Source organism: Companilactobacillus zhachilii (genome assembly GCF_003606365.2).
GTDB lineage: Bacteria > Bacillota > Bacilli > Lactobacillales > Lactobacillaceae > Companilactobacillus > Companilactobacillus zhachilii.
On sequence record NZ_CP031933.2, the window covers coordinates 936,019 to 961,188 of the forward strand.

At 38.6% G+C, this 25,170-nt stretch carries 13 protein-coding genes, 5 tRNA genes, 2 rRNA genes and 1 other annotated feature; of the genes, 17 read left to right on the forward strand and 3 right to left on the reverse strand.

Going from position 1 to position 25,170, the window contains the following annotated elements; all coding sequences use genetic code 11:
* Positions 1 to 77 precede the first annotated feature (77 nt).
* The 3 genes from D1B17_RS04150 (at position 78) to D1B17_RS04160 (ending at position 4,856) form a co-directional block, all read left to right on the forward strand.
* On the forward strand, positions 78 to 1,043 hold the full coding sequence (locus D1B17_RS04150; protein ID WP_120142898.1) for a S66 family peptidase: 966 nt from the start codon (positions 78 to 80) through the stop codon (positions 1,041 to 1,043).
* Positions 1,044 to 1,078: 35 nt separating this feature from the next.
* Complete coding sequence (locus D1B17_RS04155) at positions 1,079 to 2,881, forward strand: DUF2207 domain-containing protein (RefSeq protein ID WP_120142897.1); 1,803 nt, start codon at positions 1,079 to 1,081, stop codon at positions 2,879 to 2,881.
* Positions 2,882 to 3,047: 166 nt separating this feature from the next.
* Positions 3,048 to 4,856 (forward strand): DUF2207 domain-containing protein, encoded by a 1,809-nt coding sequence (locus tag D1B17_RS04160; protein ID WP_166806614.1) that lies wholly within the window; start codon positions 3,048 to 3,050, stop codon positions 4,854 to 4,856.
* A gap of 54 nt (positions 4,857 to 4,910) precedes the next feature.
* On the opposite strand, the gene D1B17_RS04165 is transcribed toward D1B17_RS04160, so the two are convergent.
* A complete protein-coding gene (locus D1B17_RS04165; protein ID WP_120142895.1) occupies positions 4,911 to 7,196 on the reverse strand; it encodes a SpaA isopeptide-forming pilin-related protein in 2,286 nt (761 codons plus the stop codon).
* Between the two features lie 260 nt (positions 7,197 to 7,456).
* Between D1B17_RS04165 and D1B17_RS04170 the strand changes: the two genes are divergently transcribed.
* The 13 genes from D1B17_RS04170 to D1B17_RS04230 all read left to right on the forward strand — a co-directional run bounded on the left by D1B17_RS04170 (position 7,457) and on the right by D1B17_RS04230 (position 23,256).
* Positions 7,457 to 8,101, forward strand: a complete 645-nt coding sequence (locus D1B17_RS04170; RefSeq protein ID WP_120144273.1) for a deoxynucleoside kinase — start codon at positions 7,457 to 7,459, stop codon at positions 8,099 to 8,101.
* 746 nt (positions 8,102 to 8,847) lie between these two features.
* Entirely contained in the window at positions 8,848 to 9,342 is a 495-nt protein-coding gene (locus D1B17_RS04175; protein ID WP_120142894.1) for a QueT transporter family protein, read from the forward strand.
* A 78-nt stretch (positions 9,343 to 9,420) separates the two neighbouring features.
* The gene (locus D1B17_RS04180; protein ID WP_120142893.1) at positions 9,421 to 10,620 is read left to right on the forward strand and encodes a glycosyltransferase family 4 protein; all 1,200 of its coding nucleotides are present in this window, start codon (positions 9,421 to 9,423) and stop codon (positions 10,618 to 10,620) included.
* A complete protein-coding gene (locus D1B17_RS04185) occupies positions 10,613 to 11,653 on the forward strand; it encodes a glycosyltransferase family 4 protein (RefSeq protein WP_120142892.1) in 1,041 nt (346 codons plus the stop codon). The genes D1B17_RS04180 and D1B17_RS04185 overlap by 8 nt, the downstream gene beginning before the upstream one ends.
* Positions 11,646 to 12,689: a lysylphosphatidylglycerol synthase transmembrane domain-containing protein gene (locus tag D1B17_RS04190; protein WP_120142891.1), complete on the forward strand. Its 1,044-nt coding sequence runs from the start codon at positions 11,646 to 11,648 to the stop codon at positions 12,687 to 12,689. The genes D1B17_RS04185 and D1B17_RS04190 overlap by 8 nt, the downstream gene beginning before the upstream one ends.
* Complete coding sequence (locus D1B17_RS04195) at positions 12,689 to 14,755, forward strand: LTA synthase family protein (protein WP_120142890.1); 2,067 nt, start codon at positions 12,689 to 12,691, stop codon at positions 14,753 to 14,755. The genes D1B17_RS04190 and D1B17_RS04195 overlap by 1 nt, the downstream gene beginning before the upstream one ends.
* A gap of 904 nt (positions 14,756 to 15,659) precedes the next feature.
* Positions 15,660 to 18,416 carry a cation-translocating P-type ATPase gene (locus D1B17_RS04200; protein ID WP_120142889.1) on the forward strand — a complete coding sequence of 919 codons (2,757 nt, stop codon included), beginning with the start codon at positions 15,660 to 15,662 and terminating at the stop codon, positions 18,414 to 18,416.
* 610 nt (positions 18,417 to 19,026) lie between these two features.
* Positions 19,027 to 20,593: ribosomal RNA gene (locus D1B17_RS04205) — 16S ribosomal RNA — on the forward strand.
* Positions 20,594 to 20,678: 85 nt separating this feature from the next.
* Positions 20,679 to 20,753, forward strand: a tRNA-Ile gene (locus D1B17_RS04210).
* Between the two features lie 24 nt (positions 20,754 to 20,777).
* A tRNA-Ala gene (locus D1B17_RS04215) sits at positions 20,778 to 20,850 on the forward strand.
* A 110-nt stretch (positions 20,851 to 20,960) separates the two neighbouring features.
* Positions 20,961 to 22,869: a sequence feature (23S ribosomal RNA rRNA prediction is too short), on the forward strand.
* A gap of 83 nt (positions 22,870 to 22,952) precedes the next feature.
* Positions 22,953 to 23,069: ribosomal RNA gene (gene rrf / locus D1B17_RS04220) — 5S ribosomal RNA — on the forward strand.
* 9 nt (positions 23,070 to 23,078) lie between these two features.
* A tRNA-Asn gene (locus D1B17_RS04225) sits at positions 23,079 to 23,151 on the forward strand.
* Positions 23,152 to 23,165: 14 nt separating this feature from the next.
* Positions 23,166 to 23,256: transfer RNA gene (locus D1B17_RS04230), tRNA-Ser, on the forward strand.
* 139 nt (positions 23,257 to 23,395) lie between these two features.
* Here the strand turns inward: D1B17_RS04230 and D1B17_RS04235 are convergent.
* Complete coding sequence (locus D1B17_RS04235; RefSeq protein WP_120142888.1) at positions 23,396 to 23,863, reverse strand: VOC family protein; 468 nt, start codon at positions 23,861 to 23,863, stop codon at positions 23,396 to 23,398.
* Between the two features lie 168 nt (positions 23,864 to 24,031).
* On the opposite strand from D1B17_RS04235, the gene D1B17_RS04240 reads away from it, so the two are divergent.
* Positions 24,032 to 24,105: transfer RNA gene (locus tag D1B17_RS04240), tRNA-Arg, on the forward strand.
* Positions 24,106 to 24,193: 88 nt separating this feature from the next.
* Here the strand turns inward: D1B17_RS04240 and dapF are convergent.
* Entirely contained in the window at positions 24,194 to 25,159 is a 966-nt protein-coding gene (dapF, locus tag D1B17_RS04245; protein ID WP_120142887.1) for a diaminopimelate epimerase, read from the reverse strand.
* Positions 25,160 to 25,170: the final 11 nt, after the last annotated feature.

Consider the following 25,170-nt stretch of genomic DNA (forward strand, 5'->3'; position numbering starts at 1 on the left):
GCTGCATGCTTTAATACGATAGTAGTTTTGAACAAATTTTGGAGTATTCTTAAGTGTAAATGATAGGGGATGATGTAATGAAAATAGGTTTCTTCTCAAGTTCAACGCCAATTACAGCAATTTCACCAGAACGTTTTGCCAGAGCTAAAAAGTTTTTGAAAAGTAAGGGATGTACTTTAGTTGCTGGTGATTTAACTGGTCGTAAAGATTGTTACCGAGCAGGTAGTATTAAACAACGAGCGACAGAAATTAATCAGTTAATTCATGATGAGACGATTGATGTCTTAATGGCGACGATTGGTGGGTTGAACACGAACTCCATTTTGAAGTATATCGACTTTGATTATTTACAAGCTCATCCCAAGATTATCGTTGGCTATTCCGATACGACAGCTTTTTTATTAGCGGTTTATACGCAAGCACCAGCCTGCCGAGTTTTGTATGGGCCAGCATTAGTTGCCTCATTTGGGGAATTTTCGCCGCTAGTTGATTATACTTGGACTAGTTTTGAACAAATTATCGACAACCCTACAAATATTACAATGACGGCACCACAATTTTGGACAGACGAACAATTGAATTGGGATAATTTCACACAGCCAAAGAAACTTATTTCAAATCACTGGGGTTATACGCAAGCATCTACTTTGGAAGGTAAAATTGTCGGTGGCAATTTGGATACGATGTCAGGAATTATTGGTTCGAAATACTTTCCTAAATTTTCAGCTAATGATTTATTACTGATTGAAGATGCCGAAAAAGATGCTGCGATTGTTGAGAAAAATTTTGCGATGCTGGATAACTTAGGCGTATTTGACCAAGTTAAGGGTATAATTTTAGGTAAACATGCATCGTTTGATGATTTAAAAACACAACGGCGGCCAATCGATATTTTGTTAGGAATTTTGGGTCCAAGACCGATTCCAGTTATTTATGATTATGATTCATGTCACACGGTTCCAATGATGACAACGCCACTTGGGAGTTATGCCAAGTTTAACGCCAAAACGATGCAGGTCAGTTTTTCAAAATATTCAATATGATAAAATTAAGTTAATAAGTTCTAGCGGGGGAAATAATGAAAAAAATATGGGGTGTCTGCCTAGCTTTTTTTGGTATTTTATTAGCTCTACATATGACGTCAATCAATGTTTTGGCCGATAATAAGTATCGAATCAAAAATTACAATATTGTGGCGAATGTGCAAAAAAATGGTGATATTGTAATGACTCAGCGTTTGAATTATCATTTTGACGGCGACTTTCATGGTGTCTACTACAATCAGAGTTTAAATAAACTTAAAGGTGTTACACAACCACAAGTGTTTATTGATACTGGTGCTCAAGTTATTCCAGCTAAAGTGTCAAACAGCGGTGCTGATAATACAGTTAAGGTAACCAAGACGAAGAAAAAACTCGGTTTAAAAGTTTATCATAAGGTTTCGACTTCAGATGTAACATTTATTTATAAATATACGCTCCAAGGTGCTGTCATAAATTATAATGATACCGCCGTTTTGAATTGGTTAGTTTTGAGTGGTTGGGATCATGATTTGAGCAACGTTAAAATAACGATTAATTTGCCAAAGAAGAATATCCCTCAATTGCAAGCTTGGGCGCATGGTCCGTTGATTGGTAATAATCAAGTCAACCGTAAAAAAGGTCAAGTCATTATGACAGTTCCTGAATTACCAGATGGCGAATCGATTAGAAGTAAAATGCTGTTTCCAGTGAGTGTCACGTCAGCCAATCCCAATGTGGTTCGTAAGAATATGAAAGCCAAGGTGAGAGCTGAGGAAAAGCAATATGCGATTGCTGCTAACAGATCACGTCGTAAACAAGATGGAATATATTGGTCATTGATGGCTTTTGGTATTTTAGTCATTGCTGCAATTTATTTGTACAAGATTATTGATTTGAAAAAACACCCAGCGACAAAACATCAAATTCCGACCCCTTTGTATCATAGTTTTGATGCTCCAGAATTTTTACCTAGTTTTAGCAAGGTGATTTTGGAACGACTTCATGATGCTGACAGTCAGTCATTGACAGCTGATTTGATGAATGAAGTGGGACATCGAAGAATGAAGTTGGAGAAGGTTGGGAATACCTTTGAAATTACGGCCCTAGTTCCACCGACAAACGACTTTTTTAAGTACATGATCAATGATATTGGCGATGGCAAAAAGGTCACGCTTCGTGAAATTAGGAGTGAAGCTACCAATGATTATGATAGTAAGAAACGTGTTTCTGATAACTTTGACAATTGGGCTGAAAATGCGGCCAAGAATCGTGAGCAATATTTAGATTTGCATAATATAGATATCGTAAAAGGGTTCAGTTTAGCGGCAATTACCACTGATATTATTGCCCTAATCATGTTTATGATAACTTTGCTATTCGATAAGTCGTTATTGTGGTCAGCAATTACCTCTGCAACTTTGGCTATTTTGGTCTGGGTTGTCTACTGGCTGGTTTATAAACGAGTAACTCCTTATACTGATAAAGGTGAAATCGTGGTTAACCAGATTCGAGCTTTCAAACGAATGCTTGAAGACATTAACGATATTAAAATGGCTGAAGTCGGCGATATTATTTTGTGGGAACAATTTATTCCTTATGCGGTTGCCTTTGGTATTTCTGACAAAGTTATCAAGGCTTTAAGAGTTCAATTTACACCAGAACAATTAGGACAATCGATTGCGGTGCTAAACTACATTGGCTTTTCAAATGCCTTTGGTTCCGCAAGTTACGGATTCCAGACGGCCTTTATTGGCGCTATCGGTGCTAGTGGCTCTGCAAGTATTTCTGGAGGATCAGGTGGATTCTCCGGAGGTGGCGGAGGCGGTGGTTTTGGAGGAGGTTCTGGTGGAGCCTTTTAGAACCACGTATTATTTAAAATAGACTAGATATTCTTTCAAATGAATATCTAGTCTGTTTTTTTAATTATGTAAGGTAGAATAACCCGATTTTGAACTACTATTGTTATTTTCCGTAAGCAATTACTAAATATGATAAAATATGCCTATCAAAGAAACGGGGGTAAGAATGAAAAAAATATGGGGCTTTTTCCTCGCGTTGATTAGTATTATTTGTGCCTTTAACGTGACGACAAATGTTAAAGCTGATGGTGACTATCAAATTGAAAGATACCATGCCCAAGCTGATATTCAAAAGAACGGTGATATTGAATTGACCCAACGCATAAATTATCAGTTTGATGGTGACTTTCATGGGGTTTACTACAATCAGAATATCCAAGGAATCAAGGATGTGACTGATCCACAAGTCTTTATTCAAGATGGTAAGAATGAAATTCCATTAGTTAAATCGGAGAGTGGTCAAGAGAATACATTTAAGGTCACTCGTTCAGCAAATGAGATGGGCTTGAAAGTTTATCATTCAGCTTCAACTGAGAATTTAACTTTTATTTACAAATATCGCTTGCTTGGTGCGGTAACTAATTATCTCGATACGGCTGAATTGAATTGGAAAATGATTGGCGGTGGCTGGGATAAAACCTTGCATAATGTTGAATTGACCGTTAATTTACCACAAGGGGATGTTCCTAAATTACAAGCGTGGACTCATGGACCTTCTGAAGGTTATACCGATGTCAATCGAAAACAAGGTCAAGTAAAAATGACTTTAGATGAGTTGCCGGCACATCAAGTAGTGGAGACACATATGATTTTTCCAATTAGTGTAACGGCGGATAATCTAAATGTTGTTAAGAAGAAGCGTAAAGCAAAAGTGTTGTCACAAGAAAAGCAGTTGGTATTGGAAGCCAATGCTCAACGTGAACGTAAAAAAGTAATTTATCGTGCCATCATGGCATTTGGATTGGTGGTGGTACTGTTAATTTACATAGTTCGCTTTTATCAATTCCGAAAGCACCCTTTCAACAAACATACTATTCCTACACCGTTACATCATTACTTTGATGAACCTGATTTCTTACCTAGTTTTACTAAAGTATTGTTAGATAAGACTGATCGAGCGAATAGTTTATCATTGACCGCCGATTTATTAGTTGAGGTTGGTCAAAGACGAATGAAAATTGATAAGGTCAAGCGTAGCTATGAAATTACAGCTTTAGTACCACCAACTGACCCATTCTTTAAGTATTTAATTGAAGAAATTGGGGATGGAAAAAAGGTAAGTTTGAAGCAAATTAAGCTATCAACTAAAGGTACCGGTAAAAAGTCTCGAAGATTGAGCAAAAAATTCGAGAAGTGGACTAAAGCAGCAGCTAAGGGACGCGAAAAATATTTGGACCTAGATAATTTGAATGCGGTGAAAAATTTTCAATTGGCAGCAATTTCGACAAGCATTATTGTCTTTTTGATGTGGATCGTATCAATTATTTTTGATAAAAATATTATAATTAGTAGCATTTTGATGGTAGTTTCTATGATAATCTTTTGGACAATTTATTTGATTGCTAAAAGAAAGATTACGCCATATACCGATGTGGGTGAGGATGAGATTAATAAAATCCGTGCTTTTAAACGTATGTTGAAAGATATCGATGATATCAAGATGGCTGAAGTCGGAGATTTGATTCTTTGGGAACAATTCTTGCCATATGCGGTCGTTTTCGGAGTTTCTGATAAAGTTATTAAGGCTTTGAAAGTTAACTTCAGTGCGGAACAATTAGACAATTCGTTAGTGATTCCATACTACATTGGGGCGCATAGTTTTATTAATTCAAGTTCTTCCGGATTCCAAGCATCATTTGGTAATGCAATATCGAGTGGTAACGGTAGTTCATCAAGTGTATCTGGTGGGTCAGGTGGTTTCTCTGGCGGATCATCAGGCGGATTTGGTGGAGGTTCCGGTGGTGGAGCTTTCTAAATTAGAGTAAAAAAATAGGCTGAGAAATTTCTCAGTCTATTTTTGTATCTTCAATTAAGCGTGACGACGTTTGAAGTAAACAGTACCTAGTAGAACAACTAGACCAATCAAACTTGTAGCTAAACCAGATTTTGAACCAGTTTGTGGAAGTGTGTTGTTTGTGTTAGTTGAGTTGTTGTTACCGGGGTAAGTGATAATTCCACCATTATTGTTGTTATTACCATTGTTATTTGAACCAGGGTGGTTTGGATCGACAATTATGCCACCGCCGTTATTGTTATCTTCATTGCCATTGTTGTTATCTTCGTTACCGCCGTTGTCGCCATTACCATCAACATCAGGATTGCCTTCGTTGTCTTCTTCATTATCATCTTTTTCGTCAATGTCAGGGTCTTCAGGATCGGTAGTATTACCACCGCCACCGGACTCTTCAGTACGTGAGTCAACAGCTTGAATAGTTTGGATATCTTGTTCACCAGATTCGATTGTGAAGTAAAGTTTATCTTTATTGATTTCATAACCGTTTGGAGCACTAGTTTCTACAAAATAGTAATCACCAGGTTTTAAACCATCGATGGTAATCATACCATTTTCATCAGTAACTTTTTTTTCTACAAATTCGCCCGCAGCTGTATATAAGGAATATTCAGCGCCGGGAACACCAGTTGACATATCTTTCTCATCAACTTTATGTAGTTTGACAAAGTATGAATCGTCAAACACTAAATCTTCATCTTTAGTATTTTCAAAGGTAATTAAATCAGGCGTAAAACTCCCGTCTTCGTTATTATCTCCAATTGTAACTGTATGAATTGTATCAGATAATTCATAACCTGCAGGAGCATCAATTTCTTGAATAGTATATGTTCCTTGCTTGAGATTATACATATGTCCGATACCCAAATTGTCAGTCGTGATAGTTCCAACTTCATTACCGTCTGAATCTTTAACGATAAATTTTGCGCCAGCTAGACGATATTGGGTATCTTTATCGACCTTCATAATGATGATTGAACCCTCTTCATCTTCATGAGTTTCTGTTGAAGGTTCATCCTTAGTAATTACAGAAACTATTTCTGAATTTTTACCAGAAATTGTGAAAGGAATCTTTGCAGTGTTAATTTCATAACCGTCAGGTGATTTTGTTTCGATAAAGTAATAGTTTCCCTTATCCAATTTATCAACTGAAAGTTGTCCTTTTTCGTCAGTAGTTAGATTTTTTGCAACGAGAGTACCATCTTCTTTGTATAGACTAAATTCGGCACCCTTTAAAGGTGAATCGTCATCAGCACTTAGCTTAGTTAACAAAACTCCGCCTTTAATATCAACACCGTTACCATTTCCGGAGTTGGTTCCACCTGAGACACTACCAGAAGCATTATCTTGGTTAGTCGTTCCGCCGGTACCAGAACCATTTGTTCCCCAAGTAAAGGAAGCGTTATTCTTAAATTTATGACCATTAGTTGTATTGCCTTCGTCAACTATTTTAGTCTGAAATTTAACAACGTAAAATTGATTCTCTTTTGGTAAATTCGAAATTGTAAATTTATCAGAAATGTTAGCTTCATCAGGATTTACCGTATAACCAGAAATTGGTTTATTTTTGTCGTAGTTATAGAATCCTGGTGAAGAAGTAGACCACTTAGCCTCATAAATATTTAATGAACCTGGAATATAAGTCTGGTCATCATTGATTATTTCTTTGATTTGAAGATTTGGAAATGAGGTACTGTTTCTATTGACCAAAATTGACCATGTTATTATCGAATTTCCATCGGCGTCTTTTTCAATAACACCTCGTTTAGAAAAGTCATCGTCAGAATCAGTGATAGTCATATTATCATGAATATCGCCAATTTGAACATCGTTGTTACCAATAACGTAGTTTTTTCCAACACCAATACCATCAGTAATGTTTAAAGACCCCTCATAATCGGTCTTACCGTCGACATTGTCAAAAGTAACTTTGACATAGCTAACGCCATTATCATCGACACCTAATACAGCATTTCCGATAACATCACCATTATCATCAACAACTTTAAAAGTTTCACCTGGTTTTTTAACTTTTAATTGCTCAGGCAATTCGACTGTCCAAGTATCGCCGTTAGCTAAATCGGGCTGTAAGTCTTTTGAAGACCAATCGAGAGTTAGATTAATGTTACTAGCTGTACCGTAATTCTTTTGCTGAATCGACATTCCGGTTAACAGTCCGTTATTACCAGCACTGGTAGTATAGTCAGCAGCCTTTGTAGTTGTCGTCTGACTAGCAAATGCTAAAACCACTAGTCCAAGAGCAGCAACAAAAGCTACTAAAAAATTGCGTAATTTTTTCCCCATAAAGATTTTCCCCTTTCTATTTGAATACAAATATAATTATAGAATGAATAAATTATAGTGAAAAGGGGATAGAGAAATTAATTATTAATAAATTAATTTTTCCTTCTAAGCCTTACTAATAGGAAGTTTCTCGTTTGTAACTGCTACCATATATTGTGAAATTTTGGAAAGCTATACAATATGTTGGATAGAAGTGATATCATAATGAATGTTGTTTTTTTACAAATAGAGAATTAATTGAGGTATGGAGGAGAATAATGATGATCGTATTGAGCGGCGCAATTGGAGCCGGTAAGAGTTCATTGGCAAAATTATTATCAGAACATTTAGGAACAGAGGCTTTCTATGAACAGGTTGATAATAATCCCGTTTTGCCACTATTTTATAAGGACCCTAAGAAGTATGCATTCTTGCTACAAATCTACTTCTTGAACAAACGTTTTGAATCAATCAAGAAAGCTATGGTGCAAGATAACAATGTTTTGGACCGTTCTATCTATGAAGATTCACTATTTTTCCATATGAACGCAGATATGGGAAGAGCTACTCCACAAGAAGTTAAGGTTTATGATGAATTGCTAGATAATATGATGCAAGAATTACCATACGCTGCAGCTAAAAAAGCTCCAGATTTGTTAGTACACTTGGATATTTCATACGATACAATGATTCACCGTATTGAAAAACGTGGCCGTTCATACGAACAACCAGAACAAGATCCTACACTTCCAGAATATTATCACCAACTATTAGACCGTTATGACGGCTGGTATGATGAGTATGATTACAGTCCTAAGATGAAACTAGACGGAGACAAATACGATTTTGTTGAAAATCCAGAAGATCGTCAAAAGGTACTTGATTTAATCGATGAACAATTACGTCAACGTGGAACATTAAAATAGAATATTTTTACAAGAAGCTAGGGTTTGATACAACCTTAGCTTTTTTTTGTTTTAAATAACGCGAGGTGCTAGTTAAATATGCCGACTCCAAGAGCAAGAAATTTAGGTCGCTATGGGGACCGCCAAAAGCCAAGGTCTTTCGGCTCGCTTTTGAACCTCGCACAAATCGCGAGTTTCAAAAGTCGTCCCGTGGAGTAAGCGCTGAAGCGCCAACACCACCTGCACAGCGACCTAAATTTCTTGCTCTTTCCGTCTAGTTAAATATTAGTTTTTGAATCAGTAGTAAATAATTTAAAGTATGGTTTGTCATTGGTGACTATGATAATAGTAATTAAAGTATATTCTGAAGTTTCTTGACTTTAAGAATCGGCTGGCATTACACGTTAGATAAGTGGTTTTATTGGCCATTGATAATCAAATTTTTTGGAAATGCTTCCTAGTACATAAAATAAAGAAGAAAAAATGAATTAGTCGGAAGAGCTACGAGCATCCATCTGCTGTGAAAGTGGCGTTATGGCTTTAGCCATTACACCACCGGGCGTGTTTGGAGACTTGCTTGCAAGGCTTCAAACCGAGGGACGAGATCTTGGCTCGGCCCGGTCCGCATAGCAGATGGATGCTCGTAGCTCTGGAGACGGGTTCCCTTAATGACATTCACTTGCGACCAAACCCAAAATAAGATAACCTATTAAAGGCAGTTTGCACTGGTAACCTGCTATATTAACTAAAACAGTGGAGGTTTTACTTTGAGTAATTTAAAAACAAGAGATATCACCCAATTGGCATTGATTGCGGCCCTTTATGTGGCTGTGACAATTGCACCAGGAATTTCGGCCTTTTCATATGGTCAAATTCAATTCCGTGTTTCTGAAATTTTAATGTTATTGCCATTCTTTAATCATAAGTACAGTTGGTCATTGATTGTCGGATGTTTCATTTCAAATCTTTTCAGTGCTCAATTAGGGATGTATGATATTGTCTTAGGAACTTTAGCAACGGCGATTGCCTGTTATATTATCACTAAGATTCCCGCACGTAACAGTTTACTTTGGACAGTTCCAGTTGTCTGTGCCGTAGTTAACGGTATTATTGTTGGAGCCGAATTGCACTTCGTTTTGAAGCTACCATTTTGGTTGAACTTTGTGACAGTTGGTTTTGGTGAACTAGTTGTTGTTGCAATAGGTGCAGTGATTTTCTATTTCTTAATGAGAAATAAGAGTTTCAGCAAATTAATAGGGTAAGACGAGGATGAGGGAAGTGATTCCTTCATTTTTTTGTTATAATCTACTTTATAAAGTATTGTGAGGAGATGTGTTTATATGAATATCGGAATTTTTACCGATACATACTTCCCCCAAGTGAGTGGGGTAGCTACATCAATCCAGACATTGAAAAATGATTTAGAGCGCAAAGGTCACTCCGTATATATTTTTACAACGACTGATCCTAACGTACCCAAGAATACGATTGAGCCTAATATTTTTCGTCTGGCCAGTGTACCTTTTATCTCATTCACCGATCGAAGAATTGCTATCCGCGGAATGTTTCATGCTGTTGATTTAGCTAAAGAATTAAAACTAGATATTATCCACACACAAACTGAATTTTCATTAGGAATGATGGGAAAGTTTGTGGCTAAGCAGTTGAAAATTCCATTTGTTCACACATATCACACAATGTATGAAGATTATTTACATTACGTTTTAAATGGTCATTTATTGAAGCCTTATCATGTTAAGCAAATGACACGTTTATTCTTGAAAAATGCTTCTGGAGTTGTAGCCCCAAGTGTGCAAGTTAAAGAAACAATGGATCGTTATGATATTAAGACACCAATCTCAATCATTCCAACCGGGGTCGACTTGTCAGAGTATACGAAACCTGTCAATGCCTCAGCTGTTCGTGAGAAATTGGGTATCGCTGAAGACACGCCGGTAATTTTGATGTTGAGTCGAATCGCTTTGGAGAAAAAAATTGACCACATGTTGAAGTCAATGCCAGAGCTTTTGAAATACAATCCTAAAATTATGTTGGTAATCGTTGGTGATGGTCCTGATATGGACGAGTTGGTTCAAATGAGCAAGGACTTGGGCATCGGTGATAATGTTATTTTTACTGGTGAAGTTGAACATGATCAAATTTCACCTTATTATCACATGGCTAATATTTTTGTTTCTTCTAGTGATACGGAATCGCAAGGTTTAACTTATATCGAAGCAATCGCATCAGGGACAAAAATCATTGTTCGTAGTGCTCCATATACGGACAGCTTGTTGACTGATCCTTCAGTTGGTGTAACATTCAACGAAGATGACCAGTTAGTACCTAAGATTAAGACGTATCTCGATCACCCTAATTCATTTGATGACCGTGAAGCACGTCAAAAGGTACTATATGGTATTTCATCTGATGGATTTGGTAATGCGATTCTTGACTTCTACCGTCGAGCTGAAGACTACTTTGTCAGAGAGAAGCTTTCAGATTCATCAATTGATCCAGAGGAGTATTCGAATGATTAAAATTAATATGTTTTCATCTGCAGATAAAGTTGCCGGCCAAGGGGTTGGTAGTGCTTATAAAGAGTTGATTGGTTTATTAAAAGACCATTTCAGTGATGAATTTGATGTTAAAATCAATGACTTTCACGCTAGCGATTTGAGTCACTATCACACAATTGATCCGCAATTTTACTTGTCAACTTTTTCTAAGAAACGTGGCCGTAAAATCGGTTATGTTCATTTTCTACCAGAAACGCTTGAGGGTAGTATTAAATTACCTGCACCAGCAAAGAGTGTTTTTTATAAATATGTCATCAGTTTTTACAAACGTATGGATCAAATCGTTGTCGTCAACCCAACTTTTATCGATAAGTTAGTTGCTCATGGTTTGGATCGTAAGAAGATTAAATATATTCCAAATTTTGTTTCAACCGAGAATTTCTATGAAAAGACGGCTGAAGAAAAAGCTGATTTCCGTAAGAAACTAGGTATTCCTGAAGATAAATGTGTAGTTTTCGGGGATGGTCAAGTTCAAGAACGTAAGGGTGTCGATGATTTCTACAAGTTAGCTCAGACAAATCCTGATATTCAATTTATTTGGGCCGGTGGTTTTTCATTTGGCAAAATTACTGACGGTTACGACCGCTATAAAGATATGATTGACAATGCGCCAAGCAATATGAAGTTCACAGGGATTGTTGATAGAAACGATTTAGTCAACTACTATAATATTTGTAATTTATTCTTGTTGCCTTCATATGATGAATTATTCCCAATGTCAGTTTTGGAAGCATTCAGTTGTGGGGCACCAGTGTTGTTACGTGATTTGGAATTGTATCGTGCTATTATTGATGGATACTATCAAAAGGCTGATGGTTTTGCGGATATGAATGCTTTCATCAATAAGGCTAATCAAGATCGTTCCATTTTGGATGATTTTAAGAAGAAGTCTAAAGAAGCTGCTAATCAATACTCAGAAGAAAATTTGAGTAAAATTTGGTATGATTTCTATACGAGTCAATATAATATTGCAAACGGGATAAATAATGAGTAGAAAACAAATTGCTGCACTTTTTGTAATGCTGGGATTAGGTATCGGTATTTTCTGGTGGGAAGCTAGAAAGATCGATTTCAATTCCTTAGTTTCAACTTTTAAAAGTCTGAACTACTTTTGGCTAGCGGTGGCATTCTTGTCAATTTTGTTATCGTATGGTGTTGAAGCTTTAGTTTTGCATACACTTTTAAAGAAAAAAGAAGATCGCAAGTTTGGCTGGTGGGAAATGTATCGTATTCCATTGATTCAAGCTTTGTTTAATGCGATAACGCCATTCTCATCTGGTGGTCAACCAGCTCAGTTAGTTGGTTTGATGCAGTCAAAGATTGATGGTGGTCGTGCTAGTTCGGTGTTACTGATGAAGTTTGTTATTTATCAGGCAATGGTTTTAGTCAACTTCATTATTGCAATGTTAGTTAGTTTCAATAGTGTGGCTAAACACTTTTCAGGATTAGCGACATTAATCGTATTTGGGATGGTCATTCACGTTGTTACAATTTCATTCTTATTAATGATCATGTATTACTACGATTTCACAAAAAAAATGGTCCAAATTGTTTTAAAACCGGTTTTATTTTTTCTTAAAGAGGAAAAACGTGATAAAATTTTACAGTTAGCTACGAACTATATCGATAGCTTTTATCAAGAGAGTTTAGTATTGAAGCGTGAGAAGAAAAAGGTAATCAAAGCTTCATTGCTAACTATCTTGCAACTATTCTTATACTATTTCGTAGTTTACTTTGTTTTACTAGCTTTAAATTGCGATCACGTTAATGTCGTCGATGTCTTAGTGATGCACATTATGATCGTTATGATTGTCTCAATTTTCCCAATCCCTGGTGGATCAGGTGGGGCGGAATTCAGTTTCAAGACTTTGTTTGCTGGATTTATACCTTCTCCTTCAGGATTGATCTTGGGTATGTTTTTATGGAGATTTATTACGTATTATTTGGGGATGTTCTTAGGGATTATTGCTGTTTCGAAGAAACCGAAAATTGAACAACAAGTTGCTAATAAATCTATGGAGCGAAAATAATGAAGCGTATTACTAAAGGTATTTCTAATTTTTTAAATACTAGGCTAGGTTTTGTGATCCTAGCTGTATTGCTATACACTCTTAAAACCATTTATGCTTATGAAACTAAGTTTAATTTGGGTGTTAAGGGTTCTATTCAAACATTCTTGATGATTATCAATCCAATTCCAGTTATGTTATTGCTGTTTGGTATCTCATTGTATATGAAAGGGAGAAAGTCTTATATCTTCCTTTTGGTCATTGATTTCTTGGACACTGTCTGGTTATTCTCGAATATTTTATATTATCGTGAATTTTCAGACTTTTTGACAATGGTTTTGATCAAGGGTTCAGGTTCAGTTTCAAATAACTTAGGTAAGAGTATCTTAGGGATTTTGAAACCATCTGATTTCTTGGTCTTTACCGATGTGATCATTTTGATATTATTGTTGGCATTCCATGTTATTAAAATGGATGTTAAACGACTCAACTGGAAGATACCAGTTTTGATTAGTTCGCTAGCAGTATTACTATTTGGAGCTAACTTAACTTTGGCTGAAAGTGATCGTTCACAATTGTTAACCAGAACTTTTGACAATAACTATATCGTTAAATATTTGGGGCTAAATGTCTTTAATGTCTACGATATGATAAAAACGACGAAAACCAATGCTGTTAAGTCGCAGGCAAAGAGTTCAGATATCAACTCGATTGAAAAGTATATGAAGGATAATTACGTTCAACCCAATGTAGAATATACTGGGGTTGCTAAAGGTAAGAATGTCTTTATTATTCATTTGGAAAGTTTGCAACAATTCATGATTGACTATAAGTGGGATGGACAAGAAGTAACACCTAACTTAAATAAGCTCTATCACGAAGATGATACTCTGAGCTTTGATAATTTCTTTAATCAAGTTGGACAAGGTAAAACAGCCGATGCTGAATTGATGCTTGAAAACTCACTCTTTGGATTGCCAGAAGGATCAGCTATGGTTACAGATGGTACAACTAATACCTTCCAAGCTGCGCCGGCTATTCTTGATCAAGAAGCGGGCTATACATCAGCCTCATTCCATGGGGATGTTCCAAGTTTCTGGAATCGTGACAACGCTTATAAGTCATGGGGTTACGATTACTTCTTCAGTTCCAACTATTATAAAGAGAAGAAGAGTTATAACGTTGGTTATGGTATGAAGGATAAGATTTTCTTGAGAGATTCAGCTCAATATATCGAACAATTGCCACAACCATTTTATGCAAAACTAATTACTGTTACGAACCACTATCCATATACTTTGGACAAGAAGAATCAAACAATCGAAAAGACTGATACTGGTGATAAGACTGTTGATGGCTATGTTCAAACTGCTCATTACTTGGATCAATCGATTGGTGAGTTCATGGCCTGGTTGAAAGAAACTGGCTTAGATAAAAATAGTATGATCGTACTTTATGGTGATCATTATGGTATTTCAAATAACCATAAGAAAGCTATGGCTAAGTTAACTGGTATTAAAGGATTCAATGAGTTTAACGACGCTCAATATCAACGTGTACCGTTTATGATTCATATGGATGGATTAAAAGGTGGCATCAATCATACTTACGGTGGTGAGATTGACGTTCTACCAACTATCTTGAATTTATTAGGCGTTGATAATAAGAACATGGTTCAATTTGGTAGTGATTTGCTATCCAGCGAACATCCACAACTCGTAGCCTTTAGAAATGGTAATTTTGTTTCACCAACAGTAACAAAGGTTGGAGGAACTTACTACAATACTAAGACGGGTAAAGTAGATAAAAATATTTCGAAATCAGAAAAAGAAAAACTCTCTAATAGGGTAACAACCGAGCTGTCGTTGTCAGATCGTGTTATTAATGGGGACCTATTGAGATTCCATAAATTACCTGGCTTTACAACTGTTAATAAGAAGGAATACTCATATAAGAAGAGTACCGCTTTGAAAGAGTTGAAGAAGGCTCAGAAGAAGAACGGAACAAGTCTTTTGGCTCAAAATGACAATAAGTCAATGGTTGATCTCTATCAAACCGATGCACCAGAATTGAGTTCTGATAAATAATAAAGTTGATTAGTTGCCGTCTCTGGGTGCAAGAAATGTTGGCGCTGTGGGGACCGGTTCGAGCCAAGGTCTCGAACCTCGATTTTGAACTTCGCAAAGGACGCGAATTTCAAAACTCGTCCCGTGGTGTAATGGCTAAAGCCATAACGCCACCTGCACTGCTGCCAACATTTCTTGCACCCAGAGACTAATGTATTCGTTGCTTTTTATACGATATAACCAATTAATTTGATAAAAGAGTTACGCATTATTTGAAATTGAATATAAGTTAGGAGGCTAGATGTTTTTTCTGGATTTATACCAGGAAATACATCTAGCCTTTTTGTATTCGGTTCTATAACCGAAATTTATAGGGTCCCCAAAGTAGGATTACTGGAGCTTTTTGGGGATAACCCAAAATCCATATTTTATTCCGAAATCGAGATTAATGGGGTAAAACAGTTTAATTCGTTATGCTGTAGTTTTTCAGAATATAAGATAGCAATTATTATATATTCCACATTCTGTATAAAAAATAATGAATAAACTAGCCGGAAGGAGCAAAGAAATTAGGTCGCTGTGAAGGTGGCGTTATGGCTTTAGCCATTACACCACGGGACGAGCTTTGAAACTCGCGGTTTTTGCGAGGTTCAAAGTCGAGTCTGGAGACCTTGGCTCCAGGCGTTCCCCATAGCGACCTAATTTCTTTGCTCCTGGAGGCGGCATAGCAGATATAACTTTCAATTTTTTAAATCAGAAGTACAAATAATATATAATAGGAAGACTTTTACACTTTTAATCAATATATAGACAATATATTATTAGATTATGCCATTTTTCTTGAGAGATATAAAAATAATTGTTAAAATAAAAGAAGACTTAAGTGTTAATTGAGTAAATATGCCAAATTAAAGGAGGCGTGGAGATGTTTTACAATCAAAATATAGATAGGATATTCACTGAACTGAAAACTAGTCGTCATGAAGGGTTGACTGCCAAGGAAGCACAGGCTCGACTTGAAAAGTATGGACGAAATGAGATGCAACAGGATCCACCCACGCCCATTTGGAAAATATTTATTCGTAGTTTTAAAGAGCCACTAGTAATAATTTTATTACTAGCGGTTTTGTTATCTTTGATAAGTGGAATTTATGAATTGACCAATGGTGGAGATCTTCAGCATGCGAGGTCTTCTTTTTATGAATCGATAGCTATTATGATCTTGATTCTAATTAATAGTGGACTTTCGATTTGGCAAACGGTCAATGCTAGGAAGTCTTTAGATAGTCTTAAAGAGATGAATAATCATCAGGTTTCAGTTTTGCGTGATAGTAGCTGGGAGAAAATGTCAGCTACTTTGTTGGTGCCAGGAGATATTATTGGTGTAAAGATGGGCGATTTCATCGAGGCAGATGTGCGCTGGTTCAAAGTTTCGGAATTACAAGTCTTAGAAGCACATTTGACTGGTGAATCAGAACCTATCAGTAAAGTAACTGCTGAATTGGCCGACGAAACGGACTTGGGCGATCGTAAGAATATGGGATATTCAGGCTCAACAGTTACGAATGGTAATGGTTACGCAGTGATTGTTGCAACTGGAATGGACACTGAACTTGGAAAAATTGCAGGACTACTGAAGAATGTGCCTGATTCCAAAACGCCAATTGAAAAGACTATTAATGAATTGACGCAGAAGTTAATGTACGTTGCGGCTGGGGTAGTGTTATTTACGCTGGTTGCCGGGGGATTCAAAACTTGGTTGACCACGGGAACATTTTCCTTTACTAGTTTTACGGCAATTCTTTCAACGGCAATTGCTTTAGCAGTGGCTGCAATTCCCGATGCACTGCCGGCGGTGTTATCAATTGTTTTAACGATTGGTGCAAAAGTTTTATCGAAAAGTAAGGGACTCATCAAGTCGCTTAATAGTGTTGAAACATTGGGCTCAACAACATTTATTGCTTCAGATAAGACCGGCACTTTAACGAAAAATGAGATGACAGTAACTCGATTTTTTACTAACGGAATTGAATTTGAAGTTGAAGGGCGCGGATATGAACCGTTGGGAGAAATAACTCCGAAGGATATGACGTCTGCGAGGCAGTTTATTGTTGCAAGTATTTTGAATAATGAAGCTAATGTATCAATAAATGAAACTGGAAATTACGTACCCTTTGGTAATCCAACCGATGTGGCTTTAGTTGTTCTGGGATTAAAATGTAATATCGATCGTCACGAGTTATTAAATCAAAAGGCAGAAATTGACTATGATATTTTACGGATTTTTCCATTTGACAGCACTAGAAAAATGATGAGTGTTGTTGTTAAGGCAGGAAATGAGTTTAAAGTGTTGACCAAAGGTGCTCCAGACGTATTGCTAAGTAGGGCAGATGCAAAAACTGACCAGCATGCTTTTGAAATGAAAGTTAATAAATTTGCCAGTGAGGCGCTTAGAACTTTGGCAGTAGGTGAACGCATTATCTCTGAAGATGAAGCACTTAACTCTACAATGGAAGAATTAGAGAATAATATTTCAATTTTAGGACTAGCCGGTATAATTGATCCACCTCGTGAAGAAGTAAAGCAATCTGTTGAAACACTACATGACGCCTCGATTAATGTTGTTATGATCACTGGTGACCATGCTAAAACGGCACAAGCAATTGCTGCTAAGTTGGGAATTATTTCCGATGATGAGTCACAAGTTATTGAAGGCAAGCAGATTGATAAAATGTCTGATGATGAATTGTTCAATACTGTAGAGGATATTAGGGTATATGCACGGGTGTCACCTGAACATAAACAACGAATTATCAAGCAATTACAGCGACATGGTGAAGTTGTTGCTATGACTGGTGATGGAGTGAATGATGCACCTGCGCTTCGTTCTGCTGATATTGGAATTGCGATGGGAATAAATGGAACTGATGTCACGAAGGAGTCAGCTGATTTAATTTTATTAGATGATAAGTTTACGACGATTGAGCACTCAGTTGCCGCTGGTCGAACTATTTTTACTAATATAAAAAACTTTATGCGTCATGAGTTGACAACCAATGTGGCTGAAGTTTTGTCTTTGATGTTTGGTTTGTTGTTCATTACAAGAGATATCGGTCATGTAAGTAGTAGTACCCCAATATTGACAGCTTTAATGGTGCTGTGGGTAAATATGATCAGTGATGCGTTGCCTTCGTTTGCTTTGGGATATGATGTGCCAGAGTCGGATATTATGAATAAGCCTCCTCGTGATACACATAAAACGATTTTGGATAGCAAAATGATGATGCGGATAGTTGTCCGTGGAGTTACGATGGGACTAGTTGTTTTCGGAGCATTCGTTTTGGCAGCTAGAAAAGGAATGCAAGTTGAAGAAGCACAAACGGTAGCATTCTTGACACTAGTTTTCGGTCAGTTATGGAATGTGTTTGATGCTAGAAGTTCAAAGACCTTGTATCATCGAAATCCATTCAGTAATTCTAAGTTGATCATGGCAGTAGCTTTCTCAGCACTAAGTTCATTATTTGTAACGATGTCGCCTTTCTTTAATGAAGTTATGGGGACGGCAAGACTAAGTGCTGGTGTATACTTGATGCTCATATTTGTTCCGGCAATTCCAGTATTTCTTATCTCTGGGATTAAGGCGGTGTTGTTAAAAGGCAATCTTTATGAGGTCACTGATTAAAACTACTATTGTCTTTAAAAGTACAGCATAAACGTGGAAATAATGGCTCCAGTAATTTGATCTTGGATTGCTGGGGTTATTATTTTAAGGGTTAAGGCCTAAATAGGTCACAAATCTATGGTTTTAGCTGATAACTGGTGTTTTATAAGGCACTTTGATTGACTTTTACAAAAAAATTCAACTTTTTTGTAAAAAAGGGTTGCGCACACCTAATCTAATTGGTAATATATATCTTGTTGTTGCGACAGAGCAACGGCGTCAACGGTTTGAAGCTTTATCGCTTCTCCAAACGCCTTTAATTATTTTAAAAAAGTTCTTGACTTGGTCTTGTAACTTCGATATGATAATTAAGTTGTCTGTTGAGATAACTTCTAACAAATCATCATTTCATTGATAATTTGTTAGAAAAATTATTTTAAAAAGTTCTTGACAATCATTTGTCAGCTTGATAAAATAATTAAGTCGCTGATGAGCGTAAGCGCTTAATCAGCTGGTAGACCTTTGAAAACTGAACAAAGTTTTAACACTAAATTGTGTAGGCCAACATTTATTTGTTGGATTTACAACGAAGTCAATTCGCTAGTATAATTTTTTATGAGTCACAAACTTTTAATATGAGAGTTTGATCCTGGCTCAGGACGAACGCTGGCGGCATGCCTAATACATGCAAGTCGAACGAACTCTGCTGATGATTGAAGCTTGCTTCATGAATCAGTTTTGAGTGAGTGGCGGACGGGTGAGTAACACGTGGGTAACCTGCCCAAAAGTGGGGGATAACATTTGGAAACAAGTGCTAATACCGCATAACAACTACTTTCACATGATCGTAGCTTGAAAGATGGCTCTGCTATCGCTTTTGGATGGACCCGCGGCGTATTAGCTAGTTGGTGAGGTAATAGCTCACCAAGGCAATGATACGTAGCCGACCTGAGAGGGTAATCGGCCACATTGGGACTGAGACACGGCCCAAACTCCTACGGGAGGCAGCAGTAGGGAATCTTCCACAATGGGCGAAAGCCTGATGGAGCAATGCCGCGTGAGTGAAGAAGGTTTTCGGATCGTAAAACTCTGTTGTTGAAGAAGAACATGCGTGAGAGTAACTGTTCACGTACTGACGGTATTCAACCAGAAAGCCACGGCTAACTACGTGCCAGCAGCCGCGGTAATACGTAGGTGGCAAGCGTTGTCCGGATTTATTGGGCGTAAAGAGAATGTAGGCGGTTTATTAAGTTTGAAGTGAAAGCCCTCGGCTCAACCGAGGAAGTGCTTCGAAAACTGGTAAACTTGAGTGCAGAAGAGGAAAGTGGAACTCCATGTGTAGCGGTGGAATGCGTAGATATATGGAAGAACACCAGTGGCGAAGGCGGCTTTCTGGTCTGTAACTGACGCTGAGATTCGAAAGCATGGGTAGCAAACAGGATTAGATACCCTGGTAGTCCATGCCGTAAACGATGAGTGCTAAGTGTTGGAGGGTTTCCGCCCTTCAGTGCTGCAGCTAACGCATTAAGCACTCCGCCTGGGGAGTACGACCGCAAGGTTGAAACTCAAAGGAATTGACGGGGGCCCGCACAAGCGGTGGAGCATGTGGTTTAATTCGAAGCAACGCGAAGAACCTTACCAGGTCTTGACATACCATGAAAAGCTTAGAGATAAGTCTTTCCCTTCGGGGACATGGATACAGGTGGTGCATGGTTGTCGTCAGCTCGTGTCGTGAGATGTTGGGTTAAGTCCCGCAACGAGCGCAACCCTTATTATCAGTTGCCAGCATTCAGTTGGGCACTCTGGTGAGACTGCCGGTGACAAACCGGAGGAAGGTGGGGACGACGTCAAATCATCATGCCCCTTATGACCTGGGCTACACACGTGCTACAATGGTCGGTACAACGTGTTGCGAACTCGCGAGGGCAAGCAAATCACTTAAAACCGATCTCAGTTCGGATTGTAGGCTGCAACTCGCCTACATGAAGCTGGAATCGCTAGTAATCGCGGATCAGCATGCCGCGGTGAATACGTTCCCGGGCCTTGTACACACCGCCCGTCACACCATGAGAGTTTGTAACACCCAAAGCCGGTGGGGTAACCCTTCGGGGAGCTAACCGTCTAAGGTGGGACAAATGATTAGGGTGAAGTCGTAACAAGGTAGCCGTAGGAGAACCTGCGGCTGGATCACCTCCTTTCTAAGGATATGATGCTTATGCATCAACGGAAATACACAATTGTTAAAACTTTGTTTAGTTTTGAGAGGCCTACCGGGCGTTTTTCGGGCCTATAGCTCAGCTGGTTTAGAGCGCACGCCTGATAAGCGTGAGGTCGATGGTTCAAGTCCATTTAGGCCCATTCTCATTTTAATAGTATTAAATTGGGGGCTTAGCTCAGCTGGGAGAGCACCTGCTTTGCAAGCAGGAGGTCATCGGTTCGATCCCGTTAGCCTCCATTGGCAGAAATGCCAATGTTCGTACCTTGAAAACTGGATATTAAGAATTAATGAATTAAAGAAACACCGAAAACTGCGCGATAAAAATGATTAATTTCATATTTTGTCAAGATTAAGTTATAAAGGGCGCACGGTGGATGCCTAGACACTAGGAGCCGATGAAGGACGTAACTAACGACGATACGCCTCGGGGAGCTGTAAGTAAGCTTTGATCCGGGGATTTCCGAATGGGGGAACCCAAATATCGTAATGGATATTTACTTGTTTGTGAATACATAGCAATCAAGAGGTACACGCAATGAACTGAAACATCTAAGTAGTTGCAGGAAGAGAAAGAAAATTCGATTCCCTGAGTAGCGGCGAGCGAAACGGGAATAGCCCAAACTAAAGAGCTTGCTCTTTAGGGTTGTAGGACTGATGTTGTGAGAACAAAAGGTGACGATAGTTGAACAAGCTGGAAAGCTTGGCCAAAGAGAGTGAAAGCCTCGTAAACGAAATCTGACCCACTCCATTCAGTATCCTGAGTACGGCGGAACACGAGAAACTCCGTCGGAATCTGGGAGGACCATCTCCCAAGGCTAAATACTCCCTAGTGATCGATAGTGAACCAGTACCGTGAGGGAAAGGTGAAAAGTACCCCGGAAGGGGAGTGAAATAGATCCTGAAACCGTGTGCCTACAAGTAGTCAGAGCCCGTTAATGGGTGATGGCGTGCCTTTTGTAGAATGAACCGGCGAGTTACGTTAACATGCAAGGTTAAGATGAAAAGTCGGAGCCGTAGCGAAAGCAAGTCTGAATAGGGCGATCTAGTATGTTGATGTAGACCCGAAACCAAGTGACCTACCCATGACCAGGTTGAAGATGCGGTAAAACGCATTGGAGGACCGAACCCGTGTATGTTGAAAAATGCTGGGATGAGTTGTGGTAGCGGTGAAATTCCAAACGAACTTGGAGATAGCTGGTTCTCTCCGAAATAGCTTTAGGGTTAGCCTCGGGGATTAGGATTATGGAGGTAGAGCACTGTTTGGACTAGGGGCCCGTCTTGGGTTACTGAATTCAGATAAACTCCGAATACCATCAATCTATACCCGGGAGTCAGACGATGAGTGATAAGATCCACCGTCGAAAGGGAAACAGCCCAGATCACCAGTTAAGGTCCCAAATTCATGCTAAGTGGAAAAGGATGTGGAAACGCATAGACAACTAGGATGTTGGCTTAGAAGCAGCCATTCATTCAAAGAGTGCGTAATAGCTCACTAGTCGAGTGATTCTGCGCCGAAAATGTACCGGGGCTAAGCATGATACCGAAACTGTGGATGTGTCGTAAGACACGTGGTAGGAGAGCGTTGTAAGAGATTGAAGCTGTACCGTGAGGAGCAGTGGAGTTCTTAGAAGTGAGAGCGCTCAAAGGTTCGCTCAGAATGGTTGGAAATCATTCGCAGAGTGTAAACGTACAAGCGAGCTTGACTGCGAGACTGACAAGTCGAGCAGGGACGAAAGTCGGAGTTAGTGATCCGGTGGTACCATATGGAAGGGCCATCGCTCAACGGATAAAAGCTACCCTGGGGATAACAGGCTTATCTCCCCCAAGAGTTCACATCGACGGGGAGGTTTGGCACCTCGATGTCGGCTCATCGCATCCTGGGGCTGTAGTCGGTCCCAAGGGTTGGGCTGTTCGCCCATTAAAGCGGTACGCGAGCTGGGTTCAGAACGTCGTGAGACAGTTCGGTCCCTATCCGTCGCGGGCGTAGGAAATTTGAGAGGAGCTGTCCTTAGTACGAGAGGACCGGGATGGACATACCTCTGGTGTACCAGTTGTGCCGCCAGGCGCATCGCTGGGTAGCTACGTATGGACGGGATAAACGCTGAAAGCATCTAAGTGTGAAGCCCCCTCGAGATGAGATTTCCCATTCCGTTAAGGAAGTAAGATCCGTTAGAGAATATGACGTAGATAGGCTGCGGGTGGAAGTGTAGCGATACATGGAGCTGAGCAGTACTAATAGATCGAGGACTTAATCGAGTAAGAGTTTACAGCAGTTTGAAGTGATTCAAGATTTAATTCATTAACTTAATATCTAGTTTTGAAGGTACGAGCGAAAATAGTGTGGTGGCGATAGTGAGAAGGATACACCTGTTCCCATGCCGAACACAGAAGTTAAGCTTCTCCGCGCCGAAAGTAGTTGGTGGGAAACTACCCGCGAGGATAGGGAGTTGCCACGCTGTTATTATTCCGGTTTAGCTCAGTTGGTAGAGCACCTGACTGTTAATCAGGTTGTCGTCAGTTCGAGTCTGACAACCGGAGTTTTTTTTTATCTTGGAGAGTTGTCCGAGTGGTTGAAGGAGCATGATTGGAAATCATGTATACGGGTATTGACCTGTATCAGGGGTTCGAACCCCCTACTCTCCGTTAACTGAATTCAAAAGGGTAAGACCAATAGAAAAAGAGCATGACAATTACGTCAGCTTTCGAATGTTAAACAAATAAGACTAGTAATCCAATCGGGTTACTAGTCTTATTTGTTTTAGTGTGTTACAGCGCAGTTTTCTTACTTTGTCTGATGATCTTGAGATTGTGACCAAGGGGAGGTGTGTAACATCCAATTGATACCATATTTGTCAGTAAAGCTACCCATTTTACCACCCCAAAATTGTTCAGCAAAAGGCATATTAATAGTGACTTGTTTAGATTGAACTAAATGTTCATAAAATTCATCGGCTGCTTGAGCACTCTCTGGATCTTCATTATTGATATCTAATAGGAGTGAAACTTGCTCAGAAGGGTTTGTATCACCATTAAAAGCATCAGCACATTCAAGCTTCATGCCAAGGATAGTGAATCCAGCATGCATCGTTAGATTGTCTAAGTCAGTACCTTCAGGAATATCAAATTGCTCAGCCTGTTGGGGTTGAGGGCTTAAACGATAAATCTCAGTCGCACCAAAAACTTCTTGATAATATTTAAGTGCTTCTTTGGCGTTTTTGAATGCGAGGTATGGATAAATTTGTGATTGCATAGTATCTTCTCCCAATGATTTTGATGAACAAATTGTAACAAATAATTGTCATAAAATGTACAAATTACCTTTGGAAATATTCAACAAAATTTATTGAAAAAAGTGTAAAAAAAAGTATACAAATTTCCGATATGTATGCTATAATTACTTTTGTTGAGTTATTGGTATGCGCCTATAGCGCAATTGGATAGAGTGTCTGACTACGAATCAGAAGGTTGTAGGTTCGACTCCTACTAGGCGCACTAAGTTAAAAGACTTACGAGTTTATCTCGTAGGTCTTTTTTTTGTCTATCAAAAAAGACACCATTTAATTGATGTCTTTGGTTTACCTTATTGAGCAATACTTTTAACAAATTTTTGATAATCGGCTTCTTCGTCAGTATTAGTAATGTTGATGTTAGTTAGATTGTTGTCGTGTAGATCATGTTCATTGATTTCTAATTCATGTGTAAAAGTTGCATTGCCGATTAATCGTAACTGGCTGTTTTCTTTAACGGCACTCAATGTAACGTGAGTTTTAACCATACCGCCAGGATTGAAGATACTAATATCTTGTTCGGAATCAAACTTATCGGAATGTAGTAGTGCAAATGCTAAACTCGTGGCTGACATTCCAGTACCACAGGCATTAGTGAAGCCAACTCCGCGTTCATACGTTTGAACAAATAATTTATTCGTATCGAGTATTTGGCTAAAACTAACATTAACACCTTCAGGAAAATATTCGTTTTGACCATTGAGTCTTTGTCCTAGATCACCTAATTCTAACTGACTTACTTCGGGAACAAAACTAATTAGGTGAGGATTAGGAACCGCAATGGCAGTAAAAGTTTGGTCGGGTAGGAACTCAGGGACACGTTGACCAATCATTTCTGTTTCGTGTTGATAGGAAAATGGTAGATCAGTTTGCTTAAATGAAATAGGAGAAATTTCAACACTGAATGCAGGTACTCCGGGATAGAAATCAGTCGCTTTGGCAACATCCAGATTAGCTTCCATAGTTTCCACTTGAAATTCATCAAGCTGATATTTCTCGGATAAATAGCGGCTGACGGTTCTTAGGCCGTTACCGCACATTTTTGCTTCACTGCCATCAGCATTGATAACCCGCATCTTTCCTAAACAATTTTCACTTGTATCAATTACTAATAGTCCATCTGCACCCTCAAGGATGTTGCTGCAGAAATTAATGGCAACTGATTTCAATTCGCTATCAGTTAATGGTGTTTCTAGGAGTGTTTGATCTAAGATAAAAAACTTATTTTCTGAACCATGTACTTTGAGTAGTTTTACCATTTTAGTCACCT

Bases quoted from the DNA above. Each gene is read 5' to 3' on its own strand.
- D1B17_RS04170 (WP_120144273.1), top strand. From the start codon at position 7,457: ATGATCGTATTGAGCGGCGCAATTGGAGCCGGTAAGAGTTCATTGGCA.
- D1B17_RS04155 (WP_120142897.1), top strand. From the start codon at position 1,079: ATGAAAAAAATATGGGGTGTCTGCCTAGCTTTTTTTGGTATTTTATTA.
- D1B17_RS04185 (WP_120142892.1), top strand. From the start codon at position 10,613: ATGATTAAAATTAATATGTTTTCATCTGCAGATAAAGTTGCCGGCCAA.
- D1B17_RS04165 (WP_120142895.1), bottom strand. From the start codon at position 7,196: ATGGGGAAAAAATTACGCAATTTTTTAGTAGCTTTTGTTGCTGCTCTT.
- D1B17_RS04190 (WP_120142891.1), top strand. From the start codon at position 11,646: ATGAGTAGAAAACAAATTGCTGCACTTTTTGTAATGCTGGGATTAGGT.
- D1B17_RS04150 (WP_120142898.1), top strand. From the start codon at position 78: ATGAAAATAGGTTTCTTCTCAAGTTCAACGCCAATTACAGCAATTTCA.
- D1B17_RS04195 (WP_120142890.1), top strand. From the start codon at position 12,689: ATGAAGCGTATTACTAAAGGTATTTCTAATTTTTTAAATACTAGGCTA.
- D1B17_RS04180 (WP_120142893.1), top strand. From the start codon at position 9,421: ATGAATATCGGAATTTTTACCGATACATACTTCCCCCAAGTGAGTGGG.
- D1B17_RS04160 (WP_166806614.1), top strand. From the start codon at position 3,048: ATGAAAAAAATATGGGGCTTTTTCCTCGCGTTGATTAGTATTATTTGT.
- D1B17_RS04200 (WP_120142889.1), top strand. From the start codon at position 15,660: ATGTTTTACAATCAAAATATAGATAGGATATTCACTGAACTGAAAACT.
- dapF (WP_120142887.1), bottom strand. From the start codon at position 25,159: ATGGTAAAACTACTCAAAGTACATGGTTCAGAAAATAAGTTTTTTATC.
- D1B17_RS04235 (WP_120142888.1), bottom strand. From the start codon at position 23,863: ATGCAATCACAAATTTATCCATACCTCGCATTCAAAAACGCCAAAGAA.